A 14382-nucleotide genomic window follows, 5' to 3' on the forward strand; every position below is an offset into this window, starting at 1 on the left:
CTGCAATGGCCCGTCTTTTTGCATTCTTTTTAGTTAGATATATTCTGTCATTCCCTGTTCCTTTAGAAGTTCCACGATATCTTTGACTGACTGCGCTTTATCCTTGGGACAGATTAACAGTGCATCCCCAGTATCGGCAATGATGAACCCGTCTACACCAATGGTCGTGATAAGTCTGCCATTTCCATAAATGATTGAGTTATGGGTATCTATTCCCACATGATTTGCTTTTATAATGTTGCCTGCATCATCCGGAGGGAAGATTGAACCCAGTGCATCCCAGCTACCGATATCATTCCAGCCAAATTGTCCGGAAAGCACAACAACTTCATCAGAGCGTTCTAAAATGCCGTAATCAATCGAAATATTCTGAAGCGTTGGATAGATGGCATTAATAACTTCCTCTTCCTGATCTGTACCCAAACAATCACTGATGGGCAGCATGGTTTTGTAGAGTCGAGGTAGATAACGTTTGAAATTATCAATAATGACAGAGGTCTGCCAAATAAAAATCCCACTATTCCATAGATAATTACCGGATGCCAGATAACTCTGTGCATTCTGAAAGTTTGGTTTCTCTACAAATTCATCTACATCATATACAGCCACTGGGCTTGTCGCAATCGGCGTCTTATCAAAGGCAATATAGCCGTAGCCAGTAGATGGGAAAGTAGGCTTGATTCCGATGGTTACTATTTTGTCTGACTCCATGGCAACAGTACAGGCTTCGTCTAGTGTAAGACGGAATTGTTCCTCATCCGTTATATAGTGATCGGAAGGAAGGACGACCATTAAAGAATTGCCATGAGACTTCTCTATAGATAATGCTGCAAAAAGAATGCTAGCGGCTGTATTTCGCGCCACAGGTTCAATTAGAATATTAGCTTTGAGAACGCTGCTGTGCATAATACTCTCCAACAATACTGCTTGGGTACGATTAGTAACGATAACTGTATTCTCCTGAGGAATAATCCCTTTGAAGCGTTCAATCGTATCGTTTAACATAATGTCGTTGCCACTAATGTTCAGCAGCTGCTTTGGGATTTCTTGTCTGGACAGGGGCCAAAACCGTGTTCCGCCCCCGCCGGCTAGGATCGTAGCATATTTATTCATGATGCATCACCAACCGGGCAATTGTGAAGGATATAATGCTCTCCGAGCCTTGATTCAGGTTGAGCCCCGCCGCATGAATACCGTCATAACAAGCACCAGTCTGCGGATCGATTAGGGGGATTCCCAAGGAATTATGCCCTAGATACCAGTTGTAGCATAATTCTGCCTGCGCAAGATAAGAGGGGTCCTCAAGAACAACAGCTGCTTCCCGGCAGGCCAGCAGCATCTCGCAGGCTTCAATGGGCTGTTCATCATAGGGTGCAGCCAGCCCATCGCGCAGCAGCCAGCCATGGCTGCCGATCGGTTTATAGTAGCCTTTGCTGGAGAAGGTGGTGGAAGCTAGGAAATCCAGGCTTTCCTTGGCGGTCTCCCGCAGGTTTTTATTCCCGGAGATTAGGTAGGCCCGAAGCAGAGCCCAGGGCAGCATGGAATTGCCATAAGTGATGCTGTCCTCGAACCAATTCCAGCCGTGCCCCTTATAGCGGGTATATTGATTATGCAGCCGAACCGCAATATTTTCGATAAGACTCTCAATGGTTGCCCTTGGCAGAAAGGCGGCTTCTTCGGTCGTGTTTTCAGTATGCGGGTATGGAAAAGCATAACCTAATGGGCCGGGTGCTTCGGTAAGATAACTTAAGCCGATGATGGCATAGGCTCCGGCCCGAGGTGAGCCCAAGGCTTCCAGATGCGGCAGTGCCTGATTGATCAAATACCGGCAGGTATTCATCAGGTTGTCAGGCAGGGAAGCTGCATGCGACAAGGCGAACCCTAGTGCCCACAAGGTACGTCCCTGGCAATCTTCAGAACCTTTATCCTCTATAAAGGAGCGGTTATAATCCATGAAATTGCGAAAATTGCCGTCCGCTGTCTGGGAATGATAGATAAAAGAGATATACGTATGAATGAGATCGAGTGCCACGGCATCCCGGGAATTCTCGTACATTAAGACCGCAGCAATCAGGGCGCGGGCATTATCATCGGTAGTGTAGCCCTTGGAACGGTCCGGAACCCCAAACTTGGTATGCTGAAAGATTCCTGTATCGTCCGTAATTCTGCGCAGATAGCCTGGTTTAGACTGTACTGTGGTGGAGGTTTCCATTAAATCACGCTCCGATCAGCTGACGCCGAGCTCTGGATATGGCTGTGGAACAAGGCGGCATAGATTTTGGCGATTTCGTTCCAGCGCATAGTGAGCCCGAGCTTCAACGTGCGGTCTTCCATTGTTTGCACCAGAGCAGGGCTGTTCAGCAAGCGCAAAATGCAGGCTTCCAAGGAAGCAGAATCATGAAAATCAGCCAGTAGACCGCGGCCTTCTGCCAGCATTTCCTGGGCGTAGCGGTAAGGGGTCGACACGATGACCCGGCCATAACCGACTCCGTAGGCCAGGGTGCCGCTGACGGCCTGATCCTTACCCAGATAAGGAGTCACATAGATATCTGACATGACCAAGGACTCTATTACTTCTTCTTGGGTCAGCAACTTATCGACGAATTGGACATTGTCCTGCAAGTCAAACATTTCTACGAGGTCCGTCAGTTTCTGGCGGTAAACTTCCCCGGATTCCAGCTTGACGACCGGATGGGTCTTGCCCCAGACAATGTAAAGTGCTTCGGGATGGCGTTTGACCACGCCGCGCATGGCTTCGATGCTGTATTCAATCCCTTTGCCGGGACTGAGGAAGCCGAAGGTGGAGAGGATCTTGCGGTCTGGATAACCGTATTGTGCTTTAAGGCTGGTGCGTGAGGCTGTGCTAACTTGAGGGACACCGTGATGGATGAATGTGATTTTGGAAACTGGGATCTCATAAATAGTAGATAAATCGGTAAGGGTTGATTCTGCCATCGTCACGACCTGCACGCTACGCTCGGCCAGACATCGGATGATCTGATGCTGCTTAGGGGAGGGCTTGGTCAACACTGTGTGAAAAACAACAACATACGGAATGTTCAAACGTTCGACAAAGGGGAGCAAGTATTCACCGCTTTCTCCGCCGTAGATGCCAAATTCATGTTGGATGACCAACAAATCGGTATCAGAATTGTTGAGGAAATCGGCCGTATCTATATAATCTGCGTAATTATGCTGGTCGATCTGCCGTATTACCTGCTGATCGTAAGCGTAGGTTTCATTGTTGTTTATGGCAATAATCCGGGGCGGGTTGAAGCCGGGAAGGTGGATAAGTTCATCTAGCAGATCCTGTGTGAACGTGGCGATACCGCACTCTCGCGGCAGACTGGTTCCCAAGAACACGATGTTGTGATTACGGACTGTATTTTTCATTCAAAGAGCCTCCCTAATGGTCTTGCGATTGGTCTGGATACAAAAAAAGAAAATAAAGAAGACTCTATTTTCTGAATAGGGAAAGGTATTTGGTTTTCTGAAATTAGAAATGTTGCAAATTATTTCCTAATCCCACTGTAACATGACCGTTTTATCTTGTCAATTCGATTGACGCCTTGGGGTTAGTGCGGATATATTATTGGAGGAGGTGTAGGAATGCCAGTCATACGCAGTAAACTGAGTGAGGTCATGGAGAGGCATGATCCGAAATTATCGATCCGCAAGCTTGCTAAAGAGATCAATTACCATTTTGATTCGGTACGCCGAATGTATAAGAATGAGATGGTGCAGTATCCAAGGGATCTGTTGCTAAAATTATGTGTATACTTTAATGTCCAGCCCGGCGAGCTGATTGCCATGGATGCGGAAGACAACGATTGGGTGATCGATCGTTCAAATGATTACGAGGAGGACGGCGATGACAAGGAACCCGGCACGGACAGCCACCTGTAAGCAGCTTCTGGATACATATCATGCCGGACGCGGTACAACTACTGTAAATAAACTGACGTTCACCGGTGTTGGGCACCGGGATGTCTATAATATAACCGCCCCGTTTATGTATAACGGGGAAGAGGTACTAATGGGAAGAGTTGAGGAACGGGACAGTGAGTTCTCTCAAGTCTTCTTTTTTACATGCCATGATGGGGTTTGGAGACCTCGTGCGCATACGCATACGTACAATTTACAGGACCCGTGCTGGACCCGGATCAGGGGGGAACTGATCGTGGGCGGGGTGGAAGTGATTGCGGCAGCGGATGATCCGCACCGGATTGTCTCCTGGGTGACCCAGTTCTACCGGGGGTATCACATCGATTCTTTGACCCACTTTTCTTCAGGTCCCGGCACGATGAAGGATATCCGGCTTATCGAGCTTGATAATGGCAGTGTAGGCGTATTTACCCGGCCACAGGGCGAGCGGGGTGGGCGAGGACAGATTGGGTTCACAGTGATTCCTTCGCTGGACGAACTAAATGAGCAGACCTTCATTGATGCCGAGGTGCTACAGGATCAATTCGTGCCCGAAGAGTGGGGTGGAGCCAATGAAGCTCATCTGTTGCGGGGTGGAATGGTGGGCGTATTGGGCCATATTGCTTGCTTCGATAGTGCCGGAAACAAACACTATTATGCCATGGCTTTTTCGCTGAATCCTGAGACTTATAAGGCAACTCCGGTCAAAATAATAGCAGTCCGCAGTGATTTTCCGGCGGGACCGGGCAAGCGCAAAGAACTGGAGGATGTCATCTTCAGTGGTGGCTTGAAACGTCTTGGAGGAGGCCGGGCGGTATTGTCTGTAGGGGTGAGTGATGCAGAAGCGTATCAGATTGAAATCGCTGACCCATTTGACGAATATGAATCCTAGCGTTCTTTCAGTTGGTTTGACTAGATTATATGGTCATGTTACACTTAGTGTGACAAGAATTTATGGTCAAAGAGAGCGGGAAACCCAATGAATAAGTTTATTCAATTCAACACACGTAAGACTGACACCAAGTCCAACATCAATCAGGCGCGTAAGCAAGGACGTATTCCGGCTGTATTATATGGTATTGGTAAAGAGACTCTGACGTTGGAAGTGAATGAAAAAGAACTTCTGGACATTCTCAAAAAGAATCCGCGCGCAATTCTGCAAGGTAAGGTATCGGAAGATCTAGAGGTTCCGGTCGTGGTTCAGAACATTCAGAAGGATACCCTGTCCGGCAAAATTCTGCATATTGATTTTCAACATGTAAATATGAAAAAGAGCATGGACAGCAAGGTGACTATTCATTTTGCAGGTGAAGCCGTAGGTATTAAAGCAGGCGGTACGCTTCAGGTTGAAATTTATGAAGTGGAAGTTCGCTGTATGCCTGAAGATCTTCCTACCTCCATGGAAGTGGATATTAGCGGATTGGATATTGGCGACCAATTGCTTGTCTCTGACCTGATCTTTAAGGACGGGATTGAAGTGTTGACCGAACCGTCAACCGTAATGATCCAGATCAAGACCGTGCATGAAGAAGAGGAAGAAGAAGCGGTAGTAACTCCAGCCTAAACCTATATTTTTATTAAAAAAGCAAGTTTCCAGGGAAGAGGAAACTTGCTTTTTTTGCGTTGAATCATACAGGAACTTCTCGTTGGTCCTTTGCCATAGGGGAACTACATAACGGGCAGGGCTTTGAGGTTAAATGATCCTCAGCTCCGCCCGCTTTCATGCGTGTCCAGCCAGGACAGGTATTGCTGGTACAATTCCATACCGGAACGACATGAGTTCTTGTCGCAGTTGTGCGACTGGTAGGTAAGGATCTTGTTGTCACTGTTCTGCTCACCGTAGTCGTTGCTGTGGAGGAAACGGCAGAGCGGAAGGCTGATAACATGAAGCGGGAGACCTCTGCTTTTTTGCCTCGATGCCTCGCAGGTGAACTGATAAATAGCTCTTCCCGGGCTCTAGTAACAGCTACGTAAGCCAGTCTTCGCTCCTCTTCCAGTGCAGCCAAGCTTGAACTACCACTATTTGCAGCGGCCAGCTTGCGGTCCTTGAGCCGGTCGCCCTCCAGTGCGGAGCTATGCGGAAGAATTCCTTCAGAGGCTCCAATCAAAAAGACCACAGGAAACTCTAAGCCCTTGGATTTGTGAATGGTCATAAGCGCGATCCGATTCCCTTGTTCTTTGGTGCTTGGCTGACGATTATGTTCATTACGTTCCGTAACATTATCTATGAAATCTAGAAAGGCAGGGATACTATCAAATCGCTCTGCAGACGATTCTAGTTCATCTAGCATTTCTTTTAACGTTTCGCGATGCAAGGTTGCTTGATGCCGCTCATTCGCTTCGATGAAATAATCATAGAATTGCGTGCGGATCTGGCGGATCGCTTGGACTGGGGTTAACTCGCGCATATTGCGAATTAGATCCAGCCGCTCTCTAAGCTTAGTGCCCTTGAAATCCTCCATGCCGGGCATGGACAACAGATGGATTAGTGGGCCTTGCTTTGGTTGTCTAGCTTCCATTTGCCGGATGTGATTCATACCCTTTTCACGGTTCATATATAGAGTAGGCAGGATGTTCTCCATAGCCGCAAAATTCCGCCGATTCACGGAGAGACGCATATGATCCACGACCGGGGAAATTAGCCAGTGTTCGTACAGTAATTGGCCTTCTCCATAATCAATATAGGGAATATCGCGTAAAAGAAGTAATTCCAGAACGGCCCGGTTGCTGCTGGACGCTCTATATAACATGGCGAAGTCGCTATATTCTCTTTTGCCGCTCGAAACCTCGTTTAAAATATGCTCAACCATCTGCTCAGCTTCCTCGTCTGCTGTCTGCGGACGCATATACCGGGGCTGACTCCCGCTGCCTTTGGCAGCTTGCAGGGTTTTGGAACGCCGGCGCGTATTGTGCCGGATAATACCGTTGCCGAGTCCGACTATAGCTGGACCAGAGCGGTAATTAATATCAAGTGTAATAACCCTTGCTCCCGGGTACAGCTTCTCGAATTCCAGAATGAATTCACTGCGTGCCCCGTTGAAGGAATAAATCGTCTGGTCATCGTCGCCAACTACCATCAGATTATGCTGCGGGTGAGCAATCATTTTGACTAACTCGTACTGCAAGGCATTGGTATCCTGAAACTCATCCACCATCACGTATAGATATCTCATCTGCAATTCCTGCAAAAGCGTTGGACGCTCCTTCAGCATCCGATAGGCGATTAAGAGGACATCATCGAAGTCGATTTTGAAATTGTCTAGTTTCCATTGTTCGTAGATTTCCAGAATGGATTTCATTTCTTTTTCAGCGGTGGTTCCTTCAGGCAAGCCTTCTACGGTACCCATGTTCATCTTGCAGGAAGAGAGCAGGGAGAGTAGCGTTTCCGGTGGATAGGCATCTTTAGGTAGCCCGAGCTCACGCATGATTTGTTTCAACAGGATGTGCTGGCGCCGCGTCTCACTGAAAATTTCTTGCTGCAATCCTTGTCTGCGCAAGAAAAATAAGAAAAAGGAATGAAAAGTACGGGCTTGCAGCCGCGCGACGTCCGCTGGGCCTACTCCCGGCAATAGGGCGATCCGTTCGCGCATTTCCGCCGCAGCTTTACTCGAAAAAGTCAGCAATAGCAGCTGACTTGGCGAGACGCCGCGCACGGACAACAAATAACCGGTTCTGCAGATCAGAACCGAGGTTTTGCCCGAGCCTGCGCCGGCCAGTGTTAGAAGCGGCCCTTTATGATGCCGTACCGCAGAAATCTGCGGACGGTTGAGCAGGATGCCGCCTTCTTCCAGCCTGCGGAAATAAGCGGAGTCCTCATCCTCCCGCTTCACCAGTTCTTGGCTTGTCTGCGCTGAGGCCACAGCCGCTTGCGGGATCCGCTCACCAGTAGCTCCCAGCGGGATAGTATGAAATAAAAGCTTATTCAATAGATTCACCTTCATTATTTCTGTATAGAGTAGTGATCTCAACAAACCTAGTTCTATGATGTTTGAGTTCATCTTAAAATGTGCCGAAAATTTAGCCAATCTACAATATACCATCCCAAGCTTTTTGCTGCACAGGAAAAGTGTTGGATATTGAGCCAGTAAAAATCTGGGGATTGGTGTGGGAGTGGGACACAACGGTGGTATAAATCCCGCAGATTAGCTGGATTGTGGCTGCGCGGGCGAAATGTACGGTATAAATCCCGCAGATTAGCTGGATTGTGGCTGCGCGGGCGAAATGTACGGTATAAATCCCGTAGATAGGTAGGATTGTGGCTGCGTGGGCGGAATGTACGGTATAAATCCCGTAGATAGGCTGGAATGTGGCTGCGCGGGCGAAATGTACGGTATAAATCCCGCAGATTAGCTGGATCGTGGCTGCGTGGACGGAATGTGCGGTATAAATCCCGCAGATTAGCTGGATCGTGGCTGCGCGGGCGAAATGTACAGTATAAATCCCGCAGATTAGCTGGATCGTGGCTGCGTGGGCGGAATGTACGGTATAAATCCCGTAGATTGGCTGGAATGTGGCTGCGTGGGCGGAATGTACGGTATAAATCCCGCAGATTAGCTGGATCGTGGCTGCGTGGGCGGAATGTACGGTATAAATCCCGCAGATTAGCTGGAATGTGGCTGCGTGGGCGGAATGTACGGTATAAATCCCGCAGATAGGCAGGAATGTGGCTACGTGGGCGGAATGTACGGTATAAATCCCGCAGATTAGCTGGAATGCGGCTGGGTTGGCGAAATGTACGGTATAAATCCCGTAGATTGGCAGGAATGTGGCAGTGTCGGCGAAATGAGAGGCAAAAATGCCCTAGAAAAGGATGAATCCGCCTCCGTAAGCGAAATGAGAGGCATATTCGCCCTACTAAAGGGCGCTGGGTGCAGGTCTGTTTCTATTTTTATAATATAAAAATTTCCGCCCCGCGCATCGCAGACTTGTCCAGCGCACATTTGCCACTCTCCTGAACAATTCTGTGATGCCCATTCCCTTTTCCTATCATGCTCATATCCTAAAGCAAAAACATGATATGGAGATGACCCTATGCCCTCGCCCAGTAAGGTCCGCATCAGACATGCCGTTACTATAGACGTACTGATTCCCGCGATTGAAAAAGATTTACAGACCCTTCCCCATGTGATTGACGCTGTTAGAAAGCATGTTAAGCATCCCATCGGCCGGATATTAATTGTTGCTCCCAAAAAGAAACGGATGATTGAGTTCTGTCGCACAAAAGGCTGTACCTTTATTGATGAGAATACGGTGCTGCCGATTACGAAAAAAGACATTCATTATCGCTCACGCACCTGGGAACGTTCCGGCTGGCTATTCCAACAGCTGCTGAAGCTGAATGGCGACAAGCTCTGCACGGCGGATTATTTTCTGGTTATTGATGCCGATACCGTTCTGATCACCCCCCACCGTTTTCGGGCGGACGGCAAGACACTCTTTTACAGCCGGAACTGGAGCCAACCACAGTATTTTGTAACCTATAGGAAACTCATGGGCCGCAAGGTGACCGCAAAATCGTCATTTGTGACCCATTATATGCTGTTTGAACGCAGTCAATTGGCTCAAATGAAAAGAGAGATAGAAGCAAAACACCAAATGCCTTGGTATCGAGCTATTTTACACAGTATGAACCGTTCCAAGCAATTTGCCTTTTCTGAATTCGAAACCTATGCCAATTACCTGTATTCGAAGAATCGCGAGGGAATGAAGATTCAAAAAGCGCGTAATAAAGGTCTCCATATGAATGCAGGACAGCTATCCAAGCAGAGAGTGAATCAGCTGGCTGAGAAGTATAGATCATTGTCTTTTCATAAACGAAAGGGGTATGTGAGAACACCAGGGGCTAAATCCAGCGCAGGGGGGCGATAGGATTGCAGATCGTACTCCTTTCAGGGGGATCGGGGAAGCGGTTGTGGCCGCTATCAAATGAGATCAGGTCAAAAGCTTTTTTAAGGCTGCTTCCAACAGAAGCTGGCGGTGTGGAGTCGATGATCGAGCGGGTATGCAGAGGGCTGGAAGAAGTAGGTTTGTTGGATTCAAGCTGCATTGTGACTCATCGCAGTCAGGTGGAGATTACACGCAAATCCGTTGGTGCTCAAGTCCCTTTATTAGCGGAGCCGCAGAAACGGGGGACTTTTACTGCAGTAGCTCTGGCGGCGAGTTATCTGCATTCTGTGAAGGGGATGGACTCAAAAGAGATCGTAGTGGTCATTCCGGTGGATTCGTATGTGGAGACTTCTTTTTTTAAACAGCTTCATAAATTTCCAAGGGTGCTTGCCGAATCACACGCGGACATTGCCTTAATTGGTGTTTTACCTGAATTTCCTTCTACACAGTTCGGTTATATTCTGCCGGGTGAAGGGTCTGGGGTAGGGGGGACGTCTTTTTTAAATGTTAAACAGTTTGCAGAGAAACCGAACGAATCGACAGCCGCCGAGTTCATTTCTCAGGGAGGACTGTGGAATTGCGGCGTGTTTTCCTGCTCATTAGGGTACTTGCTCTCAAGTATGGTGGAACGGGATCTTCCCGTAGATTACATGGAATTTATGGAGCATTATGATCAATTGCCAGAACGAAGCTTTGACTATGAGGTGCTAGAACACACGCGGCGAGCGGTAGTCATCCCCTATATTGGGGTGTGGGCGGATATTGGCAGCTGGGATGCACTTGTTCCCCATTTGCAAGGAAGAGTAATTGGCAGTGGGAGTATTTCTGAGGATTCAAAAGGTACCCATTTGATCAACGAACTCACTTGTCCTGTGCATATCATTGGCGCTCCTGGTTTAATCGTGGCGTCGGGGCCAGATGGCATTTTGGTTGCTGGGATAGAGCAGGCAAAACGAATTAAGCAGAAGCTGGAGGGCCATGCAGCGAAGCCGATGATTGAAGAAAAACGCTGGGGCACCTCACGCATTTTGGACTTCTCTCGCACGGCAGCCGGTATTGAGGTTACGACCTCAAAAATAACCATTTTGGCAGGTGAGCACACCAGCTACCATTTTCATCGGCATACTAAAGAAGTTTGGTCTTTTCTTTCTGGGAATGGAGAATGCCGGATGAATGGCCATCTTCATGCGGTTGCCGCCGGGGACACGGTCACGATTCCTGCTGGTACGAAGCATGGGCTGCGGGCCATTACAGCGCTCGAATTGATTATCATTGAACTGTTGGAATTTCCTGAGGTGGATGACTACGTACGAGTGTCTGCCGAATGGGAGGGGGAGGACAGCTTCCTTGATGATTTGGGATAAATGGAAAGGTAGTTCGCTTTAACCCGGAGGCTGCTATAGATATGGATAGATTGCGTGGCTGAAGTGAAATAGATGTATTCAGTGCAACTATTTCGTGGAGTAGCGAATGTCTTGCGATTTAGATGTAGTTTGTACAGTTAAAAATCGCGAATTTTTGCGTTTTGAATAGATTTGCTGAATATAAGTGTACAGAGTGCAATTAAATCCGAATTAGCGCCTAAAAGAGGGCATTTAACTGTACGAAGTACAACTAATTCTTGAGAGGGACGGGGATGCTATAGGCGTGCCACAACCTAAACCTAAACCTAAAGTGTAAATGAGAGACCCCTGCCTAACAAAAATAAACCCACAAATAGCACCGTGAGCAGAACTGCCCAGGGTGCTATTTGTGCATCCACTGCTTTATACAGGAATTACTCTTTAGAATTTCTATTCAAAAGATGCTCAATTCCTGCCGCGACTCCGTCTTCGTCATTACTGGTGGTAATGAATTCCGCCATTTCCTTAAGGATTGGCGCAGCGTTAGCCATAGCAATCCGGTAGCCGGCCTTCTCGAACATCGGCTGATCGTTATAACTGTCGCCCATGACAGCTACATCCGCTAGCGAGATACCATAATGGTCAGCAAGCATGGTTACACCGGAGCCTTTGTTGGCCTCTTCATGGTTAATCTCGATATTATTCACATGGGAGGCGGTGATAATTAAGCCCGGAATAGCCGCGAAGCGGGTGGAGGCTTCCTTGAGCAGCTCTCGGTTTAGAGAAAAAGCCAATGTTTTATAAATAACATTTTCCTCCTTGCTCCACACCTCTTCCATACTCTCCACATAGGTTACCGCTGCTTGTTGAAACTGTTGATCGATCATTGCTTTCAGCAGCCAGCTGACTTCTTCAGGAACTTCTTCATCGCTTAGTGCAGATAATTTCTCTAACCGTACACGTTTGTTCAGCTCTACATAAACGTTATCCTCAGTGTATACCTCGTAATACAAGTCCGGAATTTCGTTCATCCAGCGCAGAGCGGGAATGATGTCCGCTTTATTCAGCGGCGTGCTTGCCGCGAGGGTGCGATCAGATAATGTGACGACTGCACCATTTAGACTGACTACAGGACATTCCAGATCCGCTAGCCGAAGCTGACGTTCTGCATCCATAAAAGAGCGCCCTGTAGCAATGATAACAATGTGACCTAGTTTCTGAGCTTTTATAATAGCTTCGCGGTTTTTTGGACTGATGTTTCCTTCTTCGTTCAGTAATGTTCCATCCATATCTAAAGCAATCAGCATATTGTATGAGCTCCTTTTCCAGGTAAAGTGGTACTTTTTAAGGGGGATTGAAACGTTACTTGTATCTTATCATTAATATTCTGAAAACCAAAAACCATTTTCATGCAACTGTACAATAATGAACGTCCAACAGGAGATAAAAGGTTTTTACAGTATATTTTTAGAAAATAGTTCAGGCGTGGTACAATAGTTGTCAAACTAACCGACTAGCCGAATCTATCGTCAGCTTATGTTCGAGGAATGTGACCGACGGTATTTTTCCTGCGTAAGGACATCGGCAGCTGCTTATGTAAAGGGGACTATTTATGAGATCCAAAAACTTAGCCACCATGTCACTCGCCTTTATGGCATGTGGGTTTCTGATTACACTGTTTCTACCTGAAAACCTAGCCGTGATTCTACTGAGAGGTGGTTTCGAGGCCGGTTTGGTGGGGGGGATTGCCGACTGGTTCGCGGTAACGGCGCTGTTCCGCCATCCGATGGGGCTGCGTATTCCACATACCTCACTATTGCTCAAGAATCGCGATAAGATCATCCAATCACTAATCACCGCGATGGAGACTGAGCTTCTTAACAAGGAAAGCATTGAGAACAAGCTGCGTAAGTTTGGCTTTATATCAATGGGCTCCAAGCTGCTGACAAAGTTCTTTAGTAAAAAGAAGGCAAGAGTACAAATATTGGAGCAGCTTGGCGAATTCGTGTCTCGTCTTCCGGTAGAGAAGGCCGTACCGTTTCTGCAAAAGGCAGCCTCCGAATATGTTCGTGAAGCTGAGCTTGGCGTTGCGGCTGATAAAATAGTTACTAAGTTAATGAATGACGGTAAAGATGTAGCTGCTCTGGACTATGCGCTGGAAGGGGTATCTAATTGGAGCGGACGTCCTGAAACGAAAGCTATGCTGGGCAAGATCGCCAGCGAGAAATTGGCTGAAGTGAAGCTTGGCGGACTTAAAGGTATGGCTTTTCAGGCTTTTGTCGGGTTTATGGATGCAGATATGCTTGGTGAAATGCTGCAAGGTATGTTGCAGTCCGGTATCCGCGATTTTCGGGAAGAGGATAGCCCATACCGTGAAGAGGTTATCCGTGAGATTCGAGTGGCCCTGTTCCAGATTGTTAATGATGAGGCTAGACTGGCTTCATTAAAAGAATGGGCACTGAATGAGCTTGAAGGCGAAGCAGCAACCGCATTTCTGCATACGCAATTGGAGAACATTCGCAGCAAAGCAATTTCCCTATTGGAGGAAGATCGGGCGGCTGGCGGACGCAAGCTGTTCACGTTATATACCCTGCTTGTACGTCGTATTGGCAAGGAACAAGAATGGATCAGCAGCTGGGAGGAGCGGATTCGCGCTTCATTAATTGCCTTTGTAGAGGCTAACCACTACAGAATAGGTCTTTTGGTAAAAGAGAATCTGGACAGCATGGATGACGCTAGTCTAGTGAATATGCTGGAAGATAAAGTGGGTAAAGATCTGCAATGGATTCGTGTGAACGGAGCTTTATGCGGGTTTGTCGTAGGGCTTGTGCTTACAGTTATTCAATTGATTTGAATGAAACTTACCTATGTAATGTAAAATTCACAAAAAAAGCAGAGCAGCGATTCTCCCGTGTTGGAGGATCGCTGCTTTTTGTTGTTGCTTATGGCCTGTCTGCATCGTGGAGTAATAATCCTTCTCTGAGGCTTACGGACCCATATGACGTTATTTGTTAGTTTTTGGCCTTTGGAACATGTTTACGGACTCCACCGACGTTATTCCTATGGATGCGTTCATATTGGGCATTTTTCATGCCAATAGTGGTTATAGGGTCCTTTAGCATTGCAAATGTGGGATAAAGCTGCGTTTGGGGTCAGCTGTGTCCGATAGCTACCTTTTATACGCATATATGACCTAATTCAATCGGAGATTGGTGTTTGTTTAGCTCAA

At 47.5% G+C, this 14382-nt stretch carries 12 protein-coding genes; 7 read left to right on the forward strand and 5 right to left on the reverse strand.

Annotated features, from left to right (window positions below; translation table 11 throughout):
* Window positions 1–33: 33 nt before the first annotated feature.
* The 3 genes from MHH86_RS01540 to MHH86_RS01550 are packed head-to-tail and all read right to left on the reverse strand — an operon-like array spanning window position 34 to window position 3393.
* Window positions 34–1113, reverse strand: coding sequence for a mannose-1-phosphate guanylyltransferase (locus tag MHH86_RS01540; protein WP_036687341.1), 1080 nt, complete (start codon window positions 1111–1113; stop codon window positions 34–36).
* On the reverse strand, window positions 1106–2212 hold the full coding sequence (locus MHH86_RS01545; RefSeq protein ID WP_051491501.1) for a glycosyl transferase: 1107 nt from the start codon (window positions 2210–2212) through the stop codon (window positions 1106–1108). Before MHH86_RS01545 ends, MHH86_RS01540 begins: the two co-directional genes overlap by 8 nt.
* Window positions 2212–3393 (reverse strand): glycosyltransferase family 4 protein, encoded by a 1182-nt coding sequence (locus MHH86_RS01550; RefSeq protein WP_036687342.1) that lies wholly within the window; start codon window positions 3391–3393, stop codon window positions 2212–2214. Before MHH86_RS01550 ends, MHH86_RS01545 begins: the two co-directional genes overlap by 1 nt.
* Window positions 3394–3609: 216 nt before the next feature.
* On the opposite strand from MHH86_RS01550, the gene MHH86_RS01555 reads away from it, so the two are divergent.
* The 3 genes from MHH86_RS01555 (at window position 3610) to MHH86_RS01565 (ending at window position 5488) form a co-directional block, all read left to right on the forward strand.
* Complete coding sequence (locus tag MHH86_RS01555) at window positions 3610–3906, forward strand: helix-turn-helix transcriptional regulator (protein WP_051491502.1); 297 nt, start codon at window positions 3610–3612, stop codon at window positions 3904–3906.
* Window positions 3872–4816, forward strand: coding sequence for a DUF1861 family protein (locus MHH86_RS01560; protein WP_036687344.1), 945 nt, complete (start codon window positions 3872–3874; stop codon window positions 4814–4816). Before MHH86_RS01555 ends, MHH86_RS01560 begins: the two co-directional genes overlap by 35 nt.
* 87 nt (window positions 4817–4903) lie before the next feature.
* Window positions 4904–5488: a 50S ribosomal protein L25 gene (locus MHH86_RS01565; RefSeq protein ID WP_052096720.1), complete on the forward strand. Its 585-nt coding sequence runs from the start codon at window positions 4904–4906 to the stop codon at window positions 5486–5488.
* 64 nt (window positions 5489–5552) lie between these two features.
* On the opposite strand, the gene MHH86_RS01570 is transcribed toward MHH86_RS01565, so the two are convergent.
* The gene (locus tag MHH86_RS01570) at window positions 5553–7850 is read right to left on the reverse strand and encodes a UvrD-helicase domain-containing protein (protein ID WP_036687345.1); all 2298 of its coding nucleotides are present in this window, start codon (window positions 7848–7850) and stop codon (window positions 5553–5555) included.
* 378 nt (window positions 7851–8228) lie between these two features.
* Between MHH86_RS01570 and MHH86_RS01575 the strand changes: the two genes are divergently transcribed.
* From MHH86_RS01575 to MHH86_RS01585, 3 genes are all read left to right on the forward strand, one after another.
* On the forward strand, window positions 8229–8579 hold the full coding sequence (locus MHH86_RS01575) for a hypothetical protein (protein WP_143768012.1): 351 nt from the start codon (window positions 8229–8231) through the stop codon (window positions 8577–8579).
* A 376-nt stretch (window positions 8580–8955) separates the two neighbouring features.
* Window positions 8956–9792, forward strand: a complete 837-nt coding sequence (locus tag MHH86_RS01580; RefSeq protein WP_076101176.1) for a DUF6492 family protein — start codon at window positions 8956–8958, stop codon at window positions 9790–9792.
* Window positions 9793–9794: 2 nt separating this feature from the next.
* On the forward strand, window positions 9795–11174 hold the full coding sequence (locus MHH86_RS01585) for a sugar phosphate nucleotidyltransferase (RefSeq protein WP_342479606.1): 1380 nt from the start codon (window positions 9795–9797) through the stop codon (window positions 11172–11174).
* Window positions 11175–11587: 413 nt separating this feature from the next.
* Here the strand turns inward: MHH86_RS01585 and MHH86_RS01590 are convergent, their stop codons facing one another.
* The gene (locus tag MHH86_RS01590) at window positions 11588–12460 is read right to left on the reverse strand and encodes a Cof-type HAD-IIB family hydrolase (RefSeq protein ID WP_076147822.1); all 873 of its coding nucleotides are present in this window, start codon (window positions 12458–12460) and stop codon (window positions 11588–11590) included.
* A 305-nt stretch (window positions 12461–12765) separates the two neighbouring features.
* On the opposite strand from MHH86_RS01590, the gene MHH86_RS01595 reads away from it, so the two are divergent.
* The gene (locus tag MHH86_RS01595) at window positions 12766–14007 is read left to right on the forward strand and encodes a DUF445 domain-containing protein (RefSeq protein ID WP_341070352.1); all 1242 of its coding nucleotides are present in this window, start codon (window positions 12766–12768) and stop codon (window positions 14005–14007) included.
* Window positions 14008–14382: the final 375 nt, after the last annotated feature.

The organism is Paenibacillus sp. FSL F4-0097 (genome assembly GCF_038593125.1).
In the GTDB taxonomy this organism is placed as follows: Bacteria; Bacillota; Bacilli; order Paenibacillales; family Paenibacillaceae; genus Paenibacillus_AQ; species Paenibacillus_AQ odorifer.

Bases quoted from the DNA above. Each gene is read 5' to 3' on its own strand.
- MHH86_RS01540 (WP_036687341.1), bottom strand. From the start codon at position 1,113: ATGAATAAATATGCTACGATCCTAGCCGGCGGGGGCGGAACACGGTTT.
- MHH86_RS01545 (WP_051491501.1), bottom strand. From the start codon at position 2,212: ATGGAAACCTCCACCACAGTACAGTCTAAACCAGGCTATCTGCGCAGA.
- MHH86_RS01550 (WP_036687342.1), bottom strand. From the start codon at position 3,393: ATGAAAAATACAGTCCGTAATCACAACATCGTGTTCTTGGGAACCAGT.
- MHH86_RS01555 (WP_051491502.1), top strand. From the start codon at position 3,610: ATGCCAGTCATACGCAGTAAACTGAGTGAGGTCATGGAGAGGCATGAT.
- MHH86_RS01560 (WP_036687344.1), top strand. From the start codon at position 3,872: ATGACAAGGAACCCGGCACGGACAGCCACCTGTAAGCAGCTTCTGGAT.
- MHH86_RS01565 (WP_052096720.1), top strand. From the start codon at position 4,904: ATGAATAAGTTTATTCAATTCAACACACGTAAGACTGACACCAAGTCC.
- MHH86_RS01575 (WP_143768012.1), top strand. From the start codon at position 8,229: ATGTGGCTGCGCGGGCGAAATGTACGGTATAAATCCCGCAGATTAGCT.
- MHH86_RS01580 (WP_076101176.1), top strand. From the start codon at position 8,956: ATGCCCTCGCCCAGTAAGGTCCGCATCAGACATGCCGTTACTATAGAC.
- MHH86_RS01590 (WP_076147822.1), bottom strand. From the start codon at position 12,460: ATGCTGATTGCTTTAGATATGGATGGAACATTACTGAACGAAGAAGGA.
- MHH86_RS01595 (WP_341070352.1), top strand. From the start codon at position 12,766: ATGAGATCCAAAAACTTAGCCACCATGTCACTCGCCTTTATGGCATGT.